The organism is Fibrobacter sp. UBA3629 (assembly GCF_002374005.1).
Taxonomy (GTDB): Bacteria; Fibrobacterota; Fibrobacteria; order Fibrobacterales; family Fibrobacteraceae; genus Fibrobacter.
Genome location: NZ_DFLC01000038.1, coordinates 16,834 through 32,026, shown reverse-complemented (window position 1 = coordinate 32,026; position 15,193 = coordinate 16,834). Strand labels below are relative to the sequence as shown.

The 15,193-nt window shown below is 48.0% G+C and carries 16 protein-coding genes; 5 read left to right on the top strand and 11 right to left on the bottom strand.

Going from position 1 to position 15,193, the window contains the following annotated elements; all coding sequences use genetic code 11:
* The 4 genes from B2310_RS11595 to B2310_RS11580 all read left to right on the top strand — a co-directional run.
* The coding region (locus tag B2310_RS11595) for an Hsp70 family protein (RefSeq protein WP_290731755.1) at positions 1-705 on the top strand (705 nt) is incomplete at its 5' end.
* A 100-nt stretch (positions 706-805) separates the two neighbouring features.
* A complete protein-coding gene (gene dnaJ / locus B2310_RS11590) occupies positions 806-1,948 on the top strand; it encodes a molecular chaperone DnaJ (RefSeq protein WP_290731752.1) in 1,143 nt (380 codons plus the stop codon).
* A 162-nt stretch (positions 1,949-2,110) separates the two neighbouring features.
* Complete coding sequence (locus B2310_RS11585) at positions 2,111-2,731, top strand: DUF6088 family protein (RefSeq protein ID WP_290731749.1); 621 nt, start codon at positions 2,111-2,113, stop codon at positions 2,729-2,731.
* The gene (locus B2310_RS11580) at positions 2,718-3,614 is read left to right on the top strand and encodes a nucleotidyl transferase AbiEii/AbiGii toxin family protein (RefSeq protein WP_290731746.1); all 897 of its coding nucleotides are present in this window, start codon (positions 2,718-2,720) and stop codon (positions 3,612-3,614) included. Before B2310_RS11585 ends, B2310_RS11580 begins: the two co-directional genes overlap by 14 nt.
* Before the next feature lie 157 nt (positions 3,615-3,771).
* Here the strand turns inward: B2310_RS11580 and B2310_RS11575 are convergent, their stop codons facing one another.
* From B2310_RS11575 to B2310_RS11555, 5 genes are all read right to left on the bottom strand, one after another.
* Positions 3,772-4,350, bottom strand: a complete 579-nt coding sequence (locus B2310_RS11575) for a hypothetical protein (protein WP_290731743.1) — start codon at positions 4,348-4,350, stop codon at positions 3,772-3,774.
* Between the two features lie 38 nt (positions 4,351-4,388).
* Entirely contained in the window at positions 4,389-5,471 is a 1,083-nt protein-coding gene (locus B2310_RS11570) for a DNA/RNA non-specific endonuclease (protein ID WP_290731740.1), read from the bottom strand.
* Positions 5,472-5,552: 81 nt separating this feature from the next.
* Positions 5,553-6,074, bottom strand: a complete 522-nt coding sequence (locus B2310_RS11565; protein ID WP_290731738.1) for a hypothetical protein — start codon at positions 6,072-6,074, stop codon at positions 5,553-5,555.
* Positions 6,075-6,135: 61 nt separating this feature from the next.
* Positions 6,136-8,961 (bottom strand): fibrobacter succinogenes major paralogous domain-containing protein, encoded by a 2,826-nt coding sequence (locus tag B2310_RS11560; RefSeq protein WP_290731735.1) that lies wholly within the window; start codon positions 8,959-8,961, stop codon positions 6,136-6,138.
* Between the two features lie 67 nt (positions 8,962-9,028).
* A complete protein-coding gene (locus tag B2310_RS11555; protein WP_290731732.1) occupies positions 9,029-10,213 on the bottom strand; it encodes a fibrobacter succinogenes major paralogous domain-containing protein in 1,185 nt (394 codons plus the stop codon).
* Between the two features lie 482 nt (positions 10,214-10,695).
* Here B2310_RS11555 and B2310_RS11550 point away from each other — a divergent pair, with 482 nt between their 5' ends.
* The gene (locus B2310_RS11550) at positions 10,696-11,280 is read left to right on the top strand and encodes a flavodoxin family protein (RefSeq protein WP_290731729.1); all 585 of its coding nucleotides are present in this window, start codon (positions 10,696-10,698) and stop codon (positions 11,278-11,280) included.
* A gap of 21 nt (positions 11,281-11,301) precedes the next feature.
* On the opposite strand, the gene B2310_RS11545 is transcribed toward B2310_RS11550, so the two are convergent.
* Genes B2310_RS11545 through B2310_RS11520 form a run of 6 tightly spaced genes read right to left on the bottom strand, consistent with a single transcriptional unit; the run spans position 11,302 to position 15,088 of the window.
* Complete coding sequence (locus B2310_RS11545; protein WP_290731726.1) at positions 11,302-11,778, bottom strand: hypothetical protein; 477 nt, start codon at positions 11,776-11,778, stop codon at positions 11,302-11,304.
* Position 11,779: 1 nt separating this feature from the next.
* Positions 11,780-12,847, bottom strand: coding sequence for a DUF2156 domain-containing protein (locus B2310_RS11540; RefSeq protein ID WP_290731723.1), 1,068 nt, complete (start codon positions 12,845-12,847; stop codon positions 11,780-11,782).
* A gap of 44 nt (positions 12,848-12,891) precedes the next feature.
* Positions 12,892-13,221: a hypothetical protein gene (locus B2310_RS11535; RefSeq protein ID WP_290727312.1), complete on the bottom strand. Its 330-nt coding sequence runs from the start codon at positions 13,219-13,221 to the stop codon at positions 12,892-12,894.
* An 8-nt stretch (positions 13,222-13,229) separates the two neighbouring features.
* The gene (tgt, locus tag B2310_RS11530) at positions 13,230-14,375 is read right to left on the bottom strand and encodes a tRNA guanosine(34) transglycosylase Tgt (RefSeq protein ID WP_349679648.1); all 1,146 of its coding nucleotides are present in this window, start codon (positions 14,373-14,375) and stop codon (positions 13,230-13,232) included.
* A 24-nt stretch (positions 14,376-14,399) separates the two neighbouring features.
* Positions 14,400-14,747 (bottom strand): hypothetical protein, encoded by a 348-nt coding sequence (locus B2310_RS11525; protein ID WP_290731717.1) that lies wholly within the window; start codon positions 14,745-14,747, stop codon positions 14,400-14,402.
* An 11-nt stretch (positions 14,748-14,758) separates the two neighbouring features.
* Positions 14,759-15,088 carry a hypothetical protein gene (locus tag B2310_RS11520; RefSeq protein ID WP_290731714.1) on the bottom strand — a complete coding sequence of 110 codons (330 nt, stop codon included), beginning with the start codon at positions 15,086-15,088 and terminating at the stop codon, positions 14,759-14,761.
* Between the last annotated feature and the right edge of the window lie 105 nt (positions 15,089-15,193).

Here is a 15,193-nt window from a genome sequence, read left to right as displayed (position 1 = left end):
CTCGGTGGCGTGATGACCAAGCTCATCGACCGTAACACCACGATTCCGACCAAGAAGAGCCAGGTGTTCTCTACCGCCGAAGACAACCAGCCGGCCGTGACGATTCACGTGCTGCAGGGCGAACGCGAATTTGCCCGCGACAACCGTACGCTCGGCAAGTTCGACTTGACCGACCTCCCGAAGAAGCCGCGTGGCGTGCCGCAGATCGAAGTGACCTTCGATATCGACGCGAACGGCATTGTGCACGTGTCTGCCAAGGACAAGGAAACCGGCAAGGAACAGTCCATCAAGATTACTTCTTCCAGCGGCCTTTCCGAGGACGAAATCAACAAGATGGTGAAGGATGCCGAAGCCAACGCTGCCAAGGACAAGGAACAGCGCGAACTGGTGGACATCAGGAACCAGGCCGAACAGATGGCTTACCAGGCCGAAGGTCAGCTGAAGGAATTTGGCGACAAGTTGCCGGCCGACACCAAGAGCCAGCTGCAGGCTGCCATCGACGAAATCAAGGCCAAGAAGGACAACGGCACCAAGGAAGAGATCAAGGCCGCTATGGACAAGCTCCAGGGCATGATCAGCTCCATGGCCCAGGCCGCCGGTGCAAACCAGGCTCAGCCGGGTCCGCAGCCGGGTGCTTCTGAACAGCCGAAGAACGACAAGAAGGGCGATGGCCCGGAAGTCGTCGACGCGGAAGTGGTTGACTAATTTCAACCTTAAAAAATCAAACAGGATTCGCCTCTCAAAAAGGGGCAATCCTTTTTGCGTAAATAGAGTTTGTTAATCGAAGTGAAGCCGAAGGCATATTATGGCTGAAAAAAGAGATTATTACGATGTTCTAGGCGTCGGCAAGGACGCGAGTGCTGACGAGATCAAGCACGCCTACAAGAAACTTGCCATCAAGTACCACCCGGACAAGAACCCGGGCGACAAGGAAGCCGAAGAGAAGTTCAAGGAGGCTGCCGAGGCCTACGATGTGCTCAGCAACCCCGAGAAGCGTAAGCAGTATGACCAGTTCGGCTTCAACGCCCCCGGTGGCGGTTTTGGTGGCGGCGGATTCGGCGGCCAGGGATTCAGTTTCGAGGATATCTTCGCGAACTTTGGCGATATTTTCGGTGGCGGATTCGGTGGTTTTGGCGGCAGCCGTCGTGGCGGTCGCAAGGCCGGGCCTCCCCGCGGAAACGATTTGCAGATCAAGGTGGCGCTCAGCTACAAGGAAATCTTCGAGGGCTGCACCAAGAAGGTTCGCCTGAAACGCTACACGCCGTGTACGGAATGTAACGGCAAGGGCGGTCAGGACATCAAGGAATGCAGCACCTGTCATGGAACGGGTCGTGTGCGCCGCTCTACAGGCGGATTTTTCCAGATGATTACCGAGAGCGCCTGCCCCACCTGTAACGGTACGGGTGAAGTTATCGCGAAACCGTGTAGCAACTGCCATGGCGAGGGCCGTGTGCAGGAAACGGAAGAAATCTCCATCAAGATTCCGGCGGGCGTTGCCGAGGGCCAGTACCTGAACCTGCGTGGCGAAGGCAACTGCGGGCCTCGCGGCGGTGCCTGCGGCGACTTGCTGGCGGTCATTGCCGAAAAGCCCGACGACTTCTACACCCGCGAAGGCGACGATTTGCACTGCGAAATCAAGGTGCCGGTCCACAAGCTGGTGCTTGGCGGAACGCAGCGAATCCCGACGCTGGACGGTGGCGAAGTGCAGATCAAGATTGCGGCCGGCACTCAGGCCGGGAGCATCTTGCGCCTGCGCGAACAGGGCCTGTACCCGCTGAACAAGCGCGGCGACCGTGGAAGCCTCTACGTGAACATCGGCGTGGAAATCCCGAAGGACTTGAGCCGCGAAGAGAAGGAACTCTACCAGAAACTCGCGGAACTCAGGCACGACAAGGAAACCGCACAGGAAGAATCCTTCCTCGAGAAGATGAAGAATCTGTTCAAATAGGTGTGAGGTCGGCGCACGGTGCCTCTGAGGTATGAGGTCGTTCGCGCGTTGCGCTCACTTTGAGAATATCGCCCCCGGCATTGAAGTGTCGGGGGTGTTTTTTTACCCATTGACAAACACTTTTTTATTATATATATTAAAAAGTGTTAATGAGGGTGCAAAATGCTTTTGGAATTCTTGAAATCAAAATTTGGGCCGGGGAAACCGATTTTCACCGAAGACGCCGAACCACTCGGGCTTTCGGCTGGTAATCTGCGACAGCAATTCAAGAAACTGGTCGATGCGGGCGAACTTTCGCGGTTTGAACCGGGGGTCTATTTTTTGCCGGACCCCAACCACGAATACTACCCCATATCGTCGAACATGGTGGCCGAGTACAAGTACATCACCGATGGCGATGAAATTTACGGTTATTATTCGGGTTACACCTTCGCTAACCAGTTGGGATTGTGTCTGCAGGTGCCGTATAAGGCAGAAATCGTAACTAATAATTCAACAGCTATCGCCCGTGAGGTTAAAGTTGGACACACTCCATACTACATTCGTCGCGCCAAGATTGCCGTCACCAAGGAAAACCGCAACGTACTCCAACTTTTAGACTTGCTTAAAGATGTTGAAGAATATACGGACTACTGCTGCGAGGAAGAAGCGCCCGACATCATCCGCAGGCATATCTTGCGCAACAAGATTCTCCGCGCCGACGTAGATAAATACATCGAGAACTTCCCACTAAAAACATACAAGTATATCTACGACTTGAGGCTTTACGATGTACTTGCATGAAGACAAACCCCTTTTCAAAAAAATAATTCAAGATGTTAGTGATTCCTTAAATATCTTGGATGCAGTTGTCGAAAAGGACTACTACGTTTCCCTTATTCTAAAAGAGATTGCGGCCTCGTCGGACAAAGCCGTTTTCAAGGGCGGCACTTCGCTTTCCAAGGCATTGAAGGTCATTAACCGTTTCTCGGAAGATATCGACATTTCCTTTTCGGAGCATATCGGGGCGGCGCGGCGAAAGAAACTTAAATACAACATAATCGCCCCCATCGCCGACAAATTGGGCCTTGTCATTACTAATTTTGACAAAACGCAAAGCGACCGCGACATAAACAACTACATATTCGAATACAAGCCGCTCTGCAAATCCAATGCACATATCGTCCCCGCTGTCAAGGTTGAAACAAGCCTTGTCACGGCAGTGTTTCCGTTCAAAGCGATGCCAATAGGGAACTACATCGCAGATTACGCAAAAGATATTTCATTGCGCGATTACGGACTGGAACCGTTCATGATGAACGTTCAGGCTTTGGAGCGAACTTTAATTGACAAGATATTCGCTATCTGCGACTATTATCTAACCCAAAAGTCCCGCCGTCTATCGCGACACATTTACGATATTCACAAGATACTTCCGCTAGTTAAATTCGACGAGCAATTCAAAGAACTTCTTGAGAAAGTTCGCGAAATTCGCCGTTCATTAGACATCTGCCCTTCGGCAAAACCAGAGATAAATATCAATCGGCTTTTGAAAGAAATCTGCGAAAAGAACTTTTTCAAGCAGGATTACGAAGGGGTGACGCGATTCTTTATTTTTGACAACACCAGATACAAGGACACCATAGCCTCCCTGCAGAAAATCATCGACCTGGGTGTTTTTGCGTAAAAATGTCACTTATTTAATATTTTTGTTGAAAGTAGCAAAAATATTAAATAGGATTGCTCAATATAAACAGGCCGATATCTTTTGGGCTGGCCAAATTGGCATGTCGGGCCCGATTTTTCACAATTGTGGGAATGAATGTTCAACAATCTTGGAAATTTTATTTCTTGGGGTGGACGTAGATGCTGTACTTGTTTCCGTATCTGCGATTTAGCGATTCGTTTAGATAAATGACCTGTATGCTTACTGTACCAGATTTTATAGAGGAAAGTTTTAGAACAGATTCGCTTTCTATTCCGTTTTTATTACCTAGGGCATGAAATTTATAGACCCCTTCGCGTTCATTCTTAATCCATGAAAAATCTCCATTTCCCTGTGATACCATATAATATTTAAATCCGTTTTCTGCATTCACTTTTATAGCAATAGGAATGAGGGTTTGGGTAGTCTCAAACCAATGGTCTGTTTTTATGGTTGAGCTAAATTTTATGTATAGTGGAAGACTTTCAGATGGTTGATTTCCCGTTATTATATGTCCACGACTAAAAGTCTTGCCATCTAATGAATATGACAACGAGTCTGAAACGCTCCAATCTTCATAATCGCATCCATTATTGCATTTCTCATTCGCTTTTTTATATTCGGCAGATTCCTTGTTGATGGAACCATCTGCATTGAAAATATTGCCAGCAAAGGCAACGCATGCAAATATCGCTATAGAAAGACATGTTTTTTTCATAGAGTCAACTTCCTTTTGTTTGTGAAATTTTGTTGAGTTTAAGGACAGGTATTCGGTATACGCTTTTCGAGCTGAGCAACACCATCAACAATGTAATTGATGATAAATTCTGTGGGAACAAAGGATGTTCCACTGTAGAGGAGTTTCCCAGAAACCAAAACTTTCTTTCCTTCTTTTAGGGCTTTTGCCCATACATTTTCAAGAGACTTATAAGTACCGGAATTAACAGAAGAACTCATAGGAACAAGGTTCTCATAACCCCCTGTACCACCAAATTGATTGCCAATTAAATGTCCGCCTACACCACATTTCATTTGATGACCTATTTTTTGTTCTACGCCTTTGCTGCCCCTTGGGTTGTAATTTGTTTTTCTCAAGATGGCTGAAAATTCATTGATACGACCATATTGGTCTGTCGTGTATTTCGCTCCATTTTCAACAAACCCATCTACAGTATAAGTTGTATTTTTAGGAATACCGTTGGGACTCTGAATATCCTGTGCAATCTTTTTGGGTTCCATCACCGGTTCTGCCTTAGCTTTTGAAGGATTCTTTTTTACAGACTTAGCCTTACCTACACCACCCGTTACGGCACCTATTGCAGCACCCCACATAAAACCGTCGGCAGCGCTTTCAATTGCGCCTTTTTGTGCGGCGGAAAGATTTCCGCTCTTTAAAGCCTCTATTAAGCCGCCAAGCCCACCGCCAACAACAGCTCCTGAAATTGCGCCAATTGCGGCTCCTTTACAAGATGCAAATGCAATAGCTGCGACTGGCTCTGCACCCGTGGCACCGGCTACAACGCTTACCGTTCCCGTGATGACAATGATAGCGGCGCCTACGCCAAATTTTGCGGCGACTTTACCCCAATCGATGTCATATTTTCCTTCGTAACGGTCTCTCAATTCTTGGACTGACATTTTTTCGATATGCTTGTCACGCAAATTCAGGCCGCTAGAAGAAATGACTTCTTCGGCGAAAGTCATTTCTGCGTAGGTTATTTCTGCGAAAGTTTCCTCAGCATAGGTTGTTTCTGCATAGGTTACTTCCGCAAAAGTCTCTTCGGCGAATGAAAAAGCCGTTGCGAATAGGAGTAGGGCTAAAAATGCAAGTTTGTTCATGTTTAAATTAAGGATGAAAAATTGTCAAAAAAATATAGAACGGAGTGCTAGAGATTCTCTCTAGGCTTAACCTAGGCTATATTACAAATTTTTGACGATTTCCTTGGCTTTTGTTAGGGTGAAGAATCCGTTTTTACAATCGCCTTTGAAATTCGGTATTTTTGACATGCACGAACGGGCTGCGTTAAGAAAAAACTTTAATTGATATTCAGACAACGGATTCAAATAGAGTGTTTTGCCACAACAATTTAATCCATAATTTGTTTTGAGGCTAGCATTGACCGCATTAAGAATTTGCTGACAATTAGCAACATCTGTCGGATTATCAATTTTGTGATTATCTTTTCGCCTAAATCCCAAATGAAAGAACGTCCCCTTCAAATCTTCTTGATTGAGACAAATAACAAATTTGTATTCCGTTCCGCTACATTTAAAATAGTATGCCAAATATAGCCTGCGATTGTCTTTATTTTCTGAAGTAAAAAATCCTATTTCAGAATCACAGAATACATTATTGAGCCAATCTCTCAATTTGCAAAGAACTGGCAAGTGTTTATGGCTCAGCAATGAAAAAGCCGCAGCAAGTTCAGTATCGGTACACATGTTTGCGTCTCTTATTGTGTATGGCTTGATTCAACTCCTTAGACAAAAGCCTTAGATTAGATTAATTTTTGATACAGCGTACAGATCTGTGTTCAATGGCACTTCCAGAGGCCGAAACAGCATCATCTCTGTTGTTGTACATGTTTACGCCTCTTCTGTAGGACGTGTTGCCCGGAGCACTCCAAAAAAAGGCTGCTTCACCTTCGTAAATATCATATCCATAATTACTCGTATAACCCGCTGGTAACGCGGCGAAACCATAGATATCCGTACCATTTCCGCTATTCCAATTCAGTGATTTGAGAACCTTGGCTGCGATAGATTGCCCCCCAACAGCATCAAACAAGACCCTCCATTCTGTGGTATCGGGTATGTGCCAACCATTAGGGCAAATGGAATCAAAGTTCGAAATATGTGCACTATAAAGTCTTCCATATATACTGCAATTATTTGCATCATTGTCATAACAATAACTAGCGTACTTGTAATAGTAATTTAAGTTTTCCGCCATCCATGTTTGGTTTCCGATGATGACAGTTTTGTATGTCCTATTATCTCTTGAATCAACCATAAACCCGTATTCTTTAAATTCTATTGTTCCCTTCCATTCTAGATTCTTGCAATGATATACAGAATCATGTGTTGCGGATAGCGTTTTTCTTATTTCATCCCCTTCTGTATAACTAACGCAGCCTTTATCAAGATTTTTTTCAAGTCTATTGGCGATTCTAAATGCACTGGCATCGCAAACATATTTATTTGAAGCAACAACTTCACCATCAATAATCGAGCCGTCCATTAAGCAAGTTTTACCATAAGTATCATATTCTAGGACAGTTGCCTTAGTCCAATTTTTTGACTTGCAGATATAATACACGCCATTCATTTTATCAACAACGCCCTCATTCGCTGTAGAACAATATCCGAGTCCATATTCTTCAGCAGAAATCTGTTTCCAGTTTTTATTTTCACAGATATAATACTTGCTGTTCAATATTTGCTTTTCTCCTTCTCTACTTGTCACACACGCTCCTAAGTTGTTTTCTATCGCATTGGCAGAAGCACGCCACATTCCATTCTCATACACATAGTAGTTATCAGTATTCACGCTGCCCGCTTTAACCTCACCCTCTGTACCAGCATTCCATCCATATGTATCATATTCCAAAGTCGTTGCCGTTGCCCATGTTTTTGACTTGCAGATATAATACGTGTCGCCGTCTTTAGCAACCACACCTTCACGGGCCGTAGTGCATACGCCTAAAGCGATTTCTTGGTCATTGGCGGCGGCTCTCCATGCCCCATTTTCGTAAACGTAATACTTGTCCTTGTTGACTACGCCCGCCTTTACATCGCCCTCTACGCCCGTCAATCCATAGGTGTCATATTCCAGCACGGTCGCTGTTCCCCAGGCGTTGTTCTTGCAAATGTAATATGTGCCGTTAAATTTACTTACCACACCTGCGTTACTATTTTGGCAGAGTCCGATGGTGGTTTCCCTTTCAGAAACTTCCCATTTAGTGTCGTTGTAAACATATATGGAGTCTGTCACATTGCCTTTCTTGTACTCGCCTGTTTTACCTGTAGCCCATTCGTAAGTGTCCTTCTGGTAGGTGGTCGCAGCCACCCACTGGCTGCCGTTACAGATAAAATACTTGTTGTAATTCTTGCTCAACTTGTTGCTGTTCGGGGCAACAACATCCTTACGGTTGACAGAGCATCCACCCAGCCCATATATGTTGTTCCAATAGATGTCCAGGTAGGTCTCGTAAGCGGGGATATCCAGGATATTCCAGCTTTTCACGGAAGCCTTAATGGTGCTATAGTTAAAGTCATAAGCCCAGTCCGCCATGGATGCCTTTGTCTGCAAGTCATTCCATTCGCCGTCGGTCTTGATGTCAGCAATAAACTTGTCTATGGTATTTTGAATCTCGACATCGCTACGGTTGCCCATGACCAGCGCCGAAATCGCAAGGAGGGTTGCATTGCCCGCGCTGGTGGTCGCGCTCACGCCCTCGTTCTGGAAAATGGCGAAATCCTCGGAATAGGTCACGGCGGTCGCAAATTCAAATGCCGTCATAATTTCTTGCGCTGCCTGCTTTTTCGCGGCATAAACGCTGTAGCCCTTCTCCTGCACCAGATAAAGAGCACGGTCGTATTCCAGGTGGGTCAACAGGTTGATGTTTACGTCTGTCCGTTCTTCAGAAAAGTCGGTCAAGGCACGGAGCGTCATGGAATCGGTGGACCATTCGCCCGTTACCTCGTTCCTGTAAAGGCCGCGGACTTCAAGCTTTGCGTAGGGGTAAGCGAGGCTCACCTTGGGAATCACGAAGTCGCCCTTGTTGCTGGAGATTTCGTCCTTGTAAACGGTTCCAGAAGGGGTCAGGTTCTTCTTTAATTCATACAGGTTCAGCGGTGAGCCAAACTTGAAAGGCCCTTTCTGCGCTACACCCGTTACGGAAATGTTCTCCCGGACAAAGCCTTCGGGTGTATCCGTATCACTGTCGGAGGAACTCGGGTCTGTTTCATCGGAGGATCCCGTCCCCTTACTGCTGCTGGACTTAGTGTCGGAATCCGTGTTGCCAGAGGACATATCCGATGAGACTTCGCTTAGATCCACCCACGTTTTGTTTTGGCAAAGGTAGTCCGTCAACTTTTCGGCGACATAGACAGTATCGCCCTCGCGCTCGCTGGTGCAACGGCCCATGTCGACAAGTGTCGCCACTTCGCGGCCATCATTGGCCCCTTCGGCTGGCTCAGGGGCCTTGGCTCCCGAACCGCTGTCTCCCCCGCAGGCGGCAAGGAGAATAGCGAAGAGGGTTACCAGCCCCTGAAACGACTTCAGGGTAGCAATGACGCTTTTGGGGGTTCTTTTGTAGGCTTTCATGACAGATTTCCTATTTAAATTCGCTTTTTAAAGATGCACTTTGTGGGCTGACTATTAGGCTTTGGTATTAGTCTTTGACACAGCGGATTGAAAAAGCATTACTCTTAGGATGTGAAGCTCTGATTGCATTGTCGGAGCCAGAGGAGAAATAGACATAATCCGCATTGAGCCTTTCATCCCCTTTTTTCTCTGTAGGAATCCAAAAAGGCGCTTTATTGCCCTCAAGGATGCCACTCCCGTATGTTTGTCCAATGCCCGCAGGCAATACCGTAAAAGAAAATTCATCTGTGCCATTGCCTCCATTTACCCAGCCAGAAACAGATTTTAGCATCAAGCCTGCACCAGAACTTCCTCCGACAGCAGAAAACAACGATTCCCATTCGTAATATGTCGGTAAATGCCAGTCTTTGGGGCAAACTCCACGTACGGGGTATATTGGCGAACATGTTTTTGCATAACCACATTCTGCTCCATTCGAACTCCATGTGCCTGCGCTATCCATCGCATCTGCCCATGTGTAAAGCCGCCCGTACTTGTTGCAGTTGTCACTCTGATTTTTGTAACAATAGCTAGCGTCCGTTTCGTAATTGAGGTTCTGCGCCATCCATACTTGCTTGCCAATTGTCACAATCTTGTATACTTGTCCATCGCGGGAGTCTGTCATGGTTCCCGTAGTTGCATTGGCTGTTTCTGGGATATGGCTCGACGAAGATCTAGGCTTCTGACTGCTACTAGATTTCGCAGAACTGCTACTGGGAGTGTCAAGAGAACTGCTTGATTGCGTAATTGAAGAACAAGAAAGACTCAACGAAGAATCGTCTGTTTTTTTGACATCTTCTTTCCAGTTGCCGTCGGTACAGACATATGCCTTTTTTTCGTCTTTTATATAGGTGGTTACACCTTCGCGCTTGACTGTGCAAACAGGAAGATCGTCGAAGGTTGCTACAACCAAGTCAGACTCGATGATGGGGGTGTCGCGATTGCTGGAATCTAATGAATCGTAGTTTGTCCATTTACCGCCTACACAGACAAAGTCGGCCTTTTCGCTCCTGACAAAGACCGTATCGCCTTCTAGGTCGTCCGAACAGTCATCGAGGTCATCGATAGACGAAACTAACACGACCTTTTCGGGGGTGTCACTGCTGCTCCCGCTGTCTCCACAAGCGGCAAAGAATAGAGTGAACACGGCCCCTATCGCTATGCTCCAGGGTGACAGGCGGGTAAATACCGCAAATGATTGCTTCATAGCCATAACAGCCTCCATCGGTTAAAACCTGTGGAGTTTCGCCTTGTCCCTGGAAAACACGACCCCGATTTTGTATAAAAAAAGGCGCAGATCGTTGCGTTTACCTAGTCGAGGCTCAGCATTGCCTAGTACGATAAACGCAAACGACCCACGCCCCAAAAGGGCGACAGAACCGCAAAAGCGGCTTGTCGAAATACGCCCAAAGGAACCGCTATAGGCGGCTCGATAAACGTATCTACGTGAGCGTTCGCCTTGTTCCCGTACTGGTGAAATTAGCTGATTTCGACTAGAGAACAAGAGCAAAAACTCTCTATATTTCCGATTTAAATATAATTTAAATTCAAGCCAAGCGCACCAAAAATTTACAAAAGGTGCGAATTTGGGCTAAAAAAAGGATATTTCGTTCTTTTAAGTGACATTTTCTAGATTCTGGGGTGTTTAACAGGGGAAAGTTTTATAGAAGAACGTTTCTTTTGGATGGAGACACAATGAGAAAAGTGGTCGTTTTGAATGCGAGCCCGCGCAAAGACGGAAACATCAGCCAGATGCTGAATATCATAGGTGATACCCTGTTTGAAAAAGGCACCGAAGTAACAACCATTGATGTCTGCAAGTTGGAATTTCGCCCGTGCATTGGCTGCATGAAATGTCGCAGCACTCACGATTGCGTGATGCCGGAAGACGATGCGAAACGGATTCTGCGCCTGGTGCAAGAATGCGACGCTCTTGTGGTCGGTTCGCCTTGCTACTGGGGCAACATGACCGGGCAACTCAAAATGCTTTTCGACCGCTGGGTTTACGGCATGATGGACCACAGCGAACGCGATTACCCGATTCCACTGTTAAAAGGAAAGAAAGCTGTCATTGTGACGACATGCACTACCCAATGGCCATTCAACCTGATTTTCAAGCAGTCGGCGGGGACTGTACGCGCGCTCAAGGAAATCCTTTGCTGGAGCGGATTCAAGATTGCAGGCGTGATTCAAAAAGGCGGAACCCATAAGCGAAATGGCCTAACGCCCAAAGAAATTGCCAAGTGCAAGAAGATTGCCTTGACACTTGGATCGCATTAAAGGCGTGAAAACGCAATCGGATTAAATTATCGGGAATCCTTCGCGGTATTCCTTGATGATTTCCGGATGCGTCTTGGCGTATTCAAAAATCTTATCGCCGAGGCCGTTTTCTACGAGATTGACGAGTGCCTGACTTGGAACTGCGCCGACGCTCGGGCATGTAGGCGTGAGCGCGATGACGAGTTCGCCATCTTTACGCATGATGCGCAGCGGCCAAATGGAGCAGTCAAAGGGCTTGTCTTCGGGCTTTAAAATGCAGCCTTTGTGCGGGTCCAGAAAGGTGCAGGGAACTTCTTCTTCGGGGTCACCAGTTTTGTAGCCGCCAAGGACAATTTGGCCGTCGCGAAACTCCCCCACCACACCGTATTCGTTGGGCTTGCTGAGTTTTTCAACGACTTCAGGCGGGAAAAGCGGGGTTTCCCAAAGGCTCTGCCTGCGGAAAGAGCAGCAGAATTTGCAGGCGGCGCATTGACTTTTGGAGAGGATGGAGGAAAGCATATTAGTCAGGGAGATCCCCGCCTTCGCGGGGATGACAATGAAGGTCGAGATGACTCGTAACGTGCGTTTTGTCGAGAATCGTTTGCGGGTAGTACGAGAGTTTGGCCTTGCGGAGGCCTTCGATGTTGATGTCCTCTTCGCGGTTGATGAACTTCGCGCCCGCAGCCACGAGGCGCTCGGCGAATAGTTTGTTAATAATCGCGTAGCCGCCATTCACGGCGTATTCGTCGATGACTTTTTCGAAGTGGATGTCCCAGACGCCGGGCAAAATTTCTGAAGCCATGGTCATACCGACGGGCTTGCCTTCGACATACAAGACCGCCCCTTTCAAGCCGAGAGCATCAAAGTTTTCAAGAGCCTCGCGGATGGCGCAGTATTCCGAGAGCCTAGATTTTTCATCTTCGGAGCGTTCCGCCCAGGCGGCTTCGCGGCATTCGCAGGTGCATTCGCAGTCGGTATCGCTGGATTCGCCCAAGGTTTCGATATTGAGCCAGCTCTTTTCGACTGTGAGCGCGTCTGCAAAATTCTCCGGCGTAAGCGGACGAATTTCGTAGTCCGAGTAAGTCCTGTTAAATCGAGAAACGTGGTTGCGTTTTTTCTTGTACTGGTTGCCCGCGAGCGTCGCAAGACTTTCGGCAGAATAGATGTAGTCGCTGTCGCCGCGATTTTCTTCGAAACGGAGTAGAGGCTCGGCGCATTCCTTGCCAGAAGTTCCATCCGTTTCAACGACGCGATTCGTGTTGAAATATTCCCGCAAAATCTGTGCCCGAGGCTCGTCTACAAGGCAGAATTCCAGCGGACGGCCCGACTCACGAGCACCTTCGATAATAAGTGCAAGCGCCGCCGCTGCATCGCCCTCCCCCAGCGGGAAAGCGTACCCGCGACGGCTCCCAACTCCGTTATAGTAGCGGAAAAGGAACCCATCTTGCAACGCAATCTGCGTGCCGTACTTTTGCCGTAGCAGGAAAATGTTCGCGAAGCTCGCGTCACTGCCGGTATAGCCCGAATCGGCTACGGCCTTTGTCGCCGCAGTCCGGTCAGAAAGTTCTGGAGCCTTAAAGTTTATCATCTTCTAGAAAATACAATTTTTTACGGCATAAGGAGCGGATTTCCTTATTTATCTTTTTTCTTAAACCGGAATGAAATTTTCTCATGTGCTCTTGGATCATACTTTGCGAGTGCATACACAAACGCAAACATGTAGATGATTAGGCATATTATGGCATGTAATGCTCCATCATCTTGTGATTCCGCTTTTTTGCCTATAAACAGAATTACAACCGAAGAAAAAGGCACATACAAGGCCCAGAAAATTTTAAACGCCATTTGAATCAGGGTATTTTTTTCTTTTAACTTATAACTCCAGGCAACTAGACGAATCAATAGAAAGGACACTAGAAAAGTGTACGCATACATAATGACGATTACGATGATGATCGACATAAAAAACCTTATTCTGCGTCGCGCTGGAGTTGCGGGATTATTTGTGCGGACCATTCCTCGAAATCACCGGCTTCAATGTGGTCGCGGGCCTGTTGCATCAGGTGCAGGTAAAAATGCAGGTTGTGGATGGTGGATAGCGTCCAGCCGAGGGGTTCCTTGGTCTTGAACAGGTGGCGCACGTAGGCGCGGGTGTAGTTCCTGCAGCAATGGCAATCGCATTCCGGATCAAGCGGGCGGTCGTCATCGGCGAACTTGGCGTTCTTGTAGCGGAGCACTCCCCTGCTGGTATAAACGAGGCCGTCTTGGGCGTTTTTCGCGGGCAAAATGCAGTCGAACATGTCGATCCCGCGGGCAACAAGCGAAAGCAGGTTCCAGGGCGTGCCCACCCCCATCACGTAACGGGCGCGGTCCTCTGGCAGGTAGTTGGTGCAGAAATCCGCAATCTCGTACATGGTTTCTACGGGTTCGCCTACGGAAAGGCCACCCATCGCATAGCCGTCGGGGCCAAGTTCCTTGAGCGCTTCGATGGATTTTTTGCGGAGTTCCTTGTGCATGCCGCCCTGCACGATTCCGAAAAAGAATTGCGGGTAGCCGTGAAGCGGCGGGTTCTTTTCAAGCCATTCCATCGCTCGCTTTGTCCAGGCCAGTGTGTAGTCGAGCGATTGAGACGCCTCTTCGACGGTGCTCGGGTAAGGCGTACATTCGTCAAAAGCCATGATGATGTCCGCGCCGATTTCGCGCTGGGCCTTCATCACCGATTCCGGAGTGAACATGTGGCGAGAACCGTCCAGATGGCTTTGGAATTCCACGCCATCTTCGGTAATGTGGCGCAGGTCCTTGAGACTCCAGACCTGGAATCCGCCGCTGTCGGTAAGCATCGGGCCGTTCCAGCCCATGAACTTCTGCACGCCGCCCATCTTGGCCACGAGTTCCGTGCCCGGGCGTAGGTACAGGTGGTACGTGTTCGCGAGAATGATCTGCGCTTGCATTTCGCGCAGGTCCCGCGACGAAAGCCCCTTCACGCTAGCAAGTGTCCCCACCGGCATAAAAATTGGCGTTTCCACCACGCCATGGGCGGTGTGGAGCCGGCCGCGCCGGGCCTTGCTCTTGTCGCTTGTCTTTATAAGTTCGAAGGGTTTCTGATTCAATGATATACCCACATCAACGAATCTAGAAATTCATCGCCTGAAATAATTCCGTTCGACTGCGGCATCAACAGCATTATTAATCATTTCTTCATCGGTGAGTTCATCTTCATAAGTATCTACTATAATGCCCCCGGGAGAATCGTTCCAATCATAATTCCCTGATTCAGAGGATGTCGAATCCTTCTCTAAAGAAACGGTAGTATCTTGCGTAATCGTGTTTGTTGAATCCGCCGGGGTCGCAGGAATAACTGCATCGCTACCCTGAGGCTCCGCCGGAACGGACAATGCCGCGGAAAGCCCCAAAAGGGCGACGAGCCTCGCCTTGGTTCTTGAGCTAAATTCGCCCACTTTTTCGACTTTTTTGCGTTCGATTTTCATTTGAGTCCGCGCTATAGGATTTCGTTGATTTTCTCGTTCCAGTGGTTGGTTCGTTCTCGCAAAATTTCTTCGCCGTTCTCGCAAATGCAGAGGGTGCAAACTTCATTCACGACCTCGTAATCGGACCCGCCGTTGAACACGTTCGCGTTGCCGTATTCTTCTCGGTCAAGCCACGCATAAACCTTGCATGTATTACGGGCCGAAGCCTCCATGCAATAAGCTAAAAGGGCCTCGTCGGTCATGTCGGCCGGATTTCTGTCGCCGAGGATTTCGTCGGCAGGGACCTTGACTGTCCCGCCCTTCGCAAGAATTCGCGCAGAAATGTTGTATTCAATATCCATTCTCGCCCGCATTATGGGATTTCGTCTTTGTAAAATATACATTTTTCCCGTCTTAGGTCACTTTTTTCGTCAAAAAACGAAAGATGGGGATTTTAGAAAGCCCCC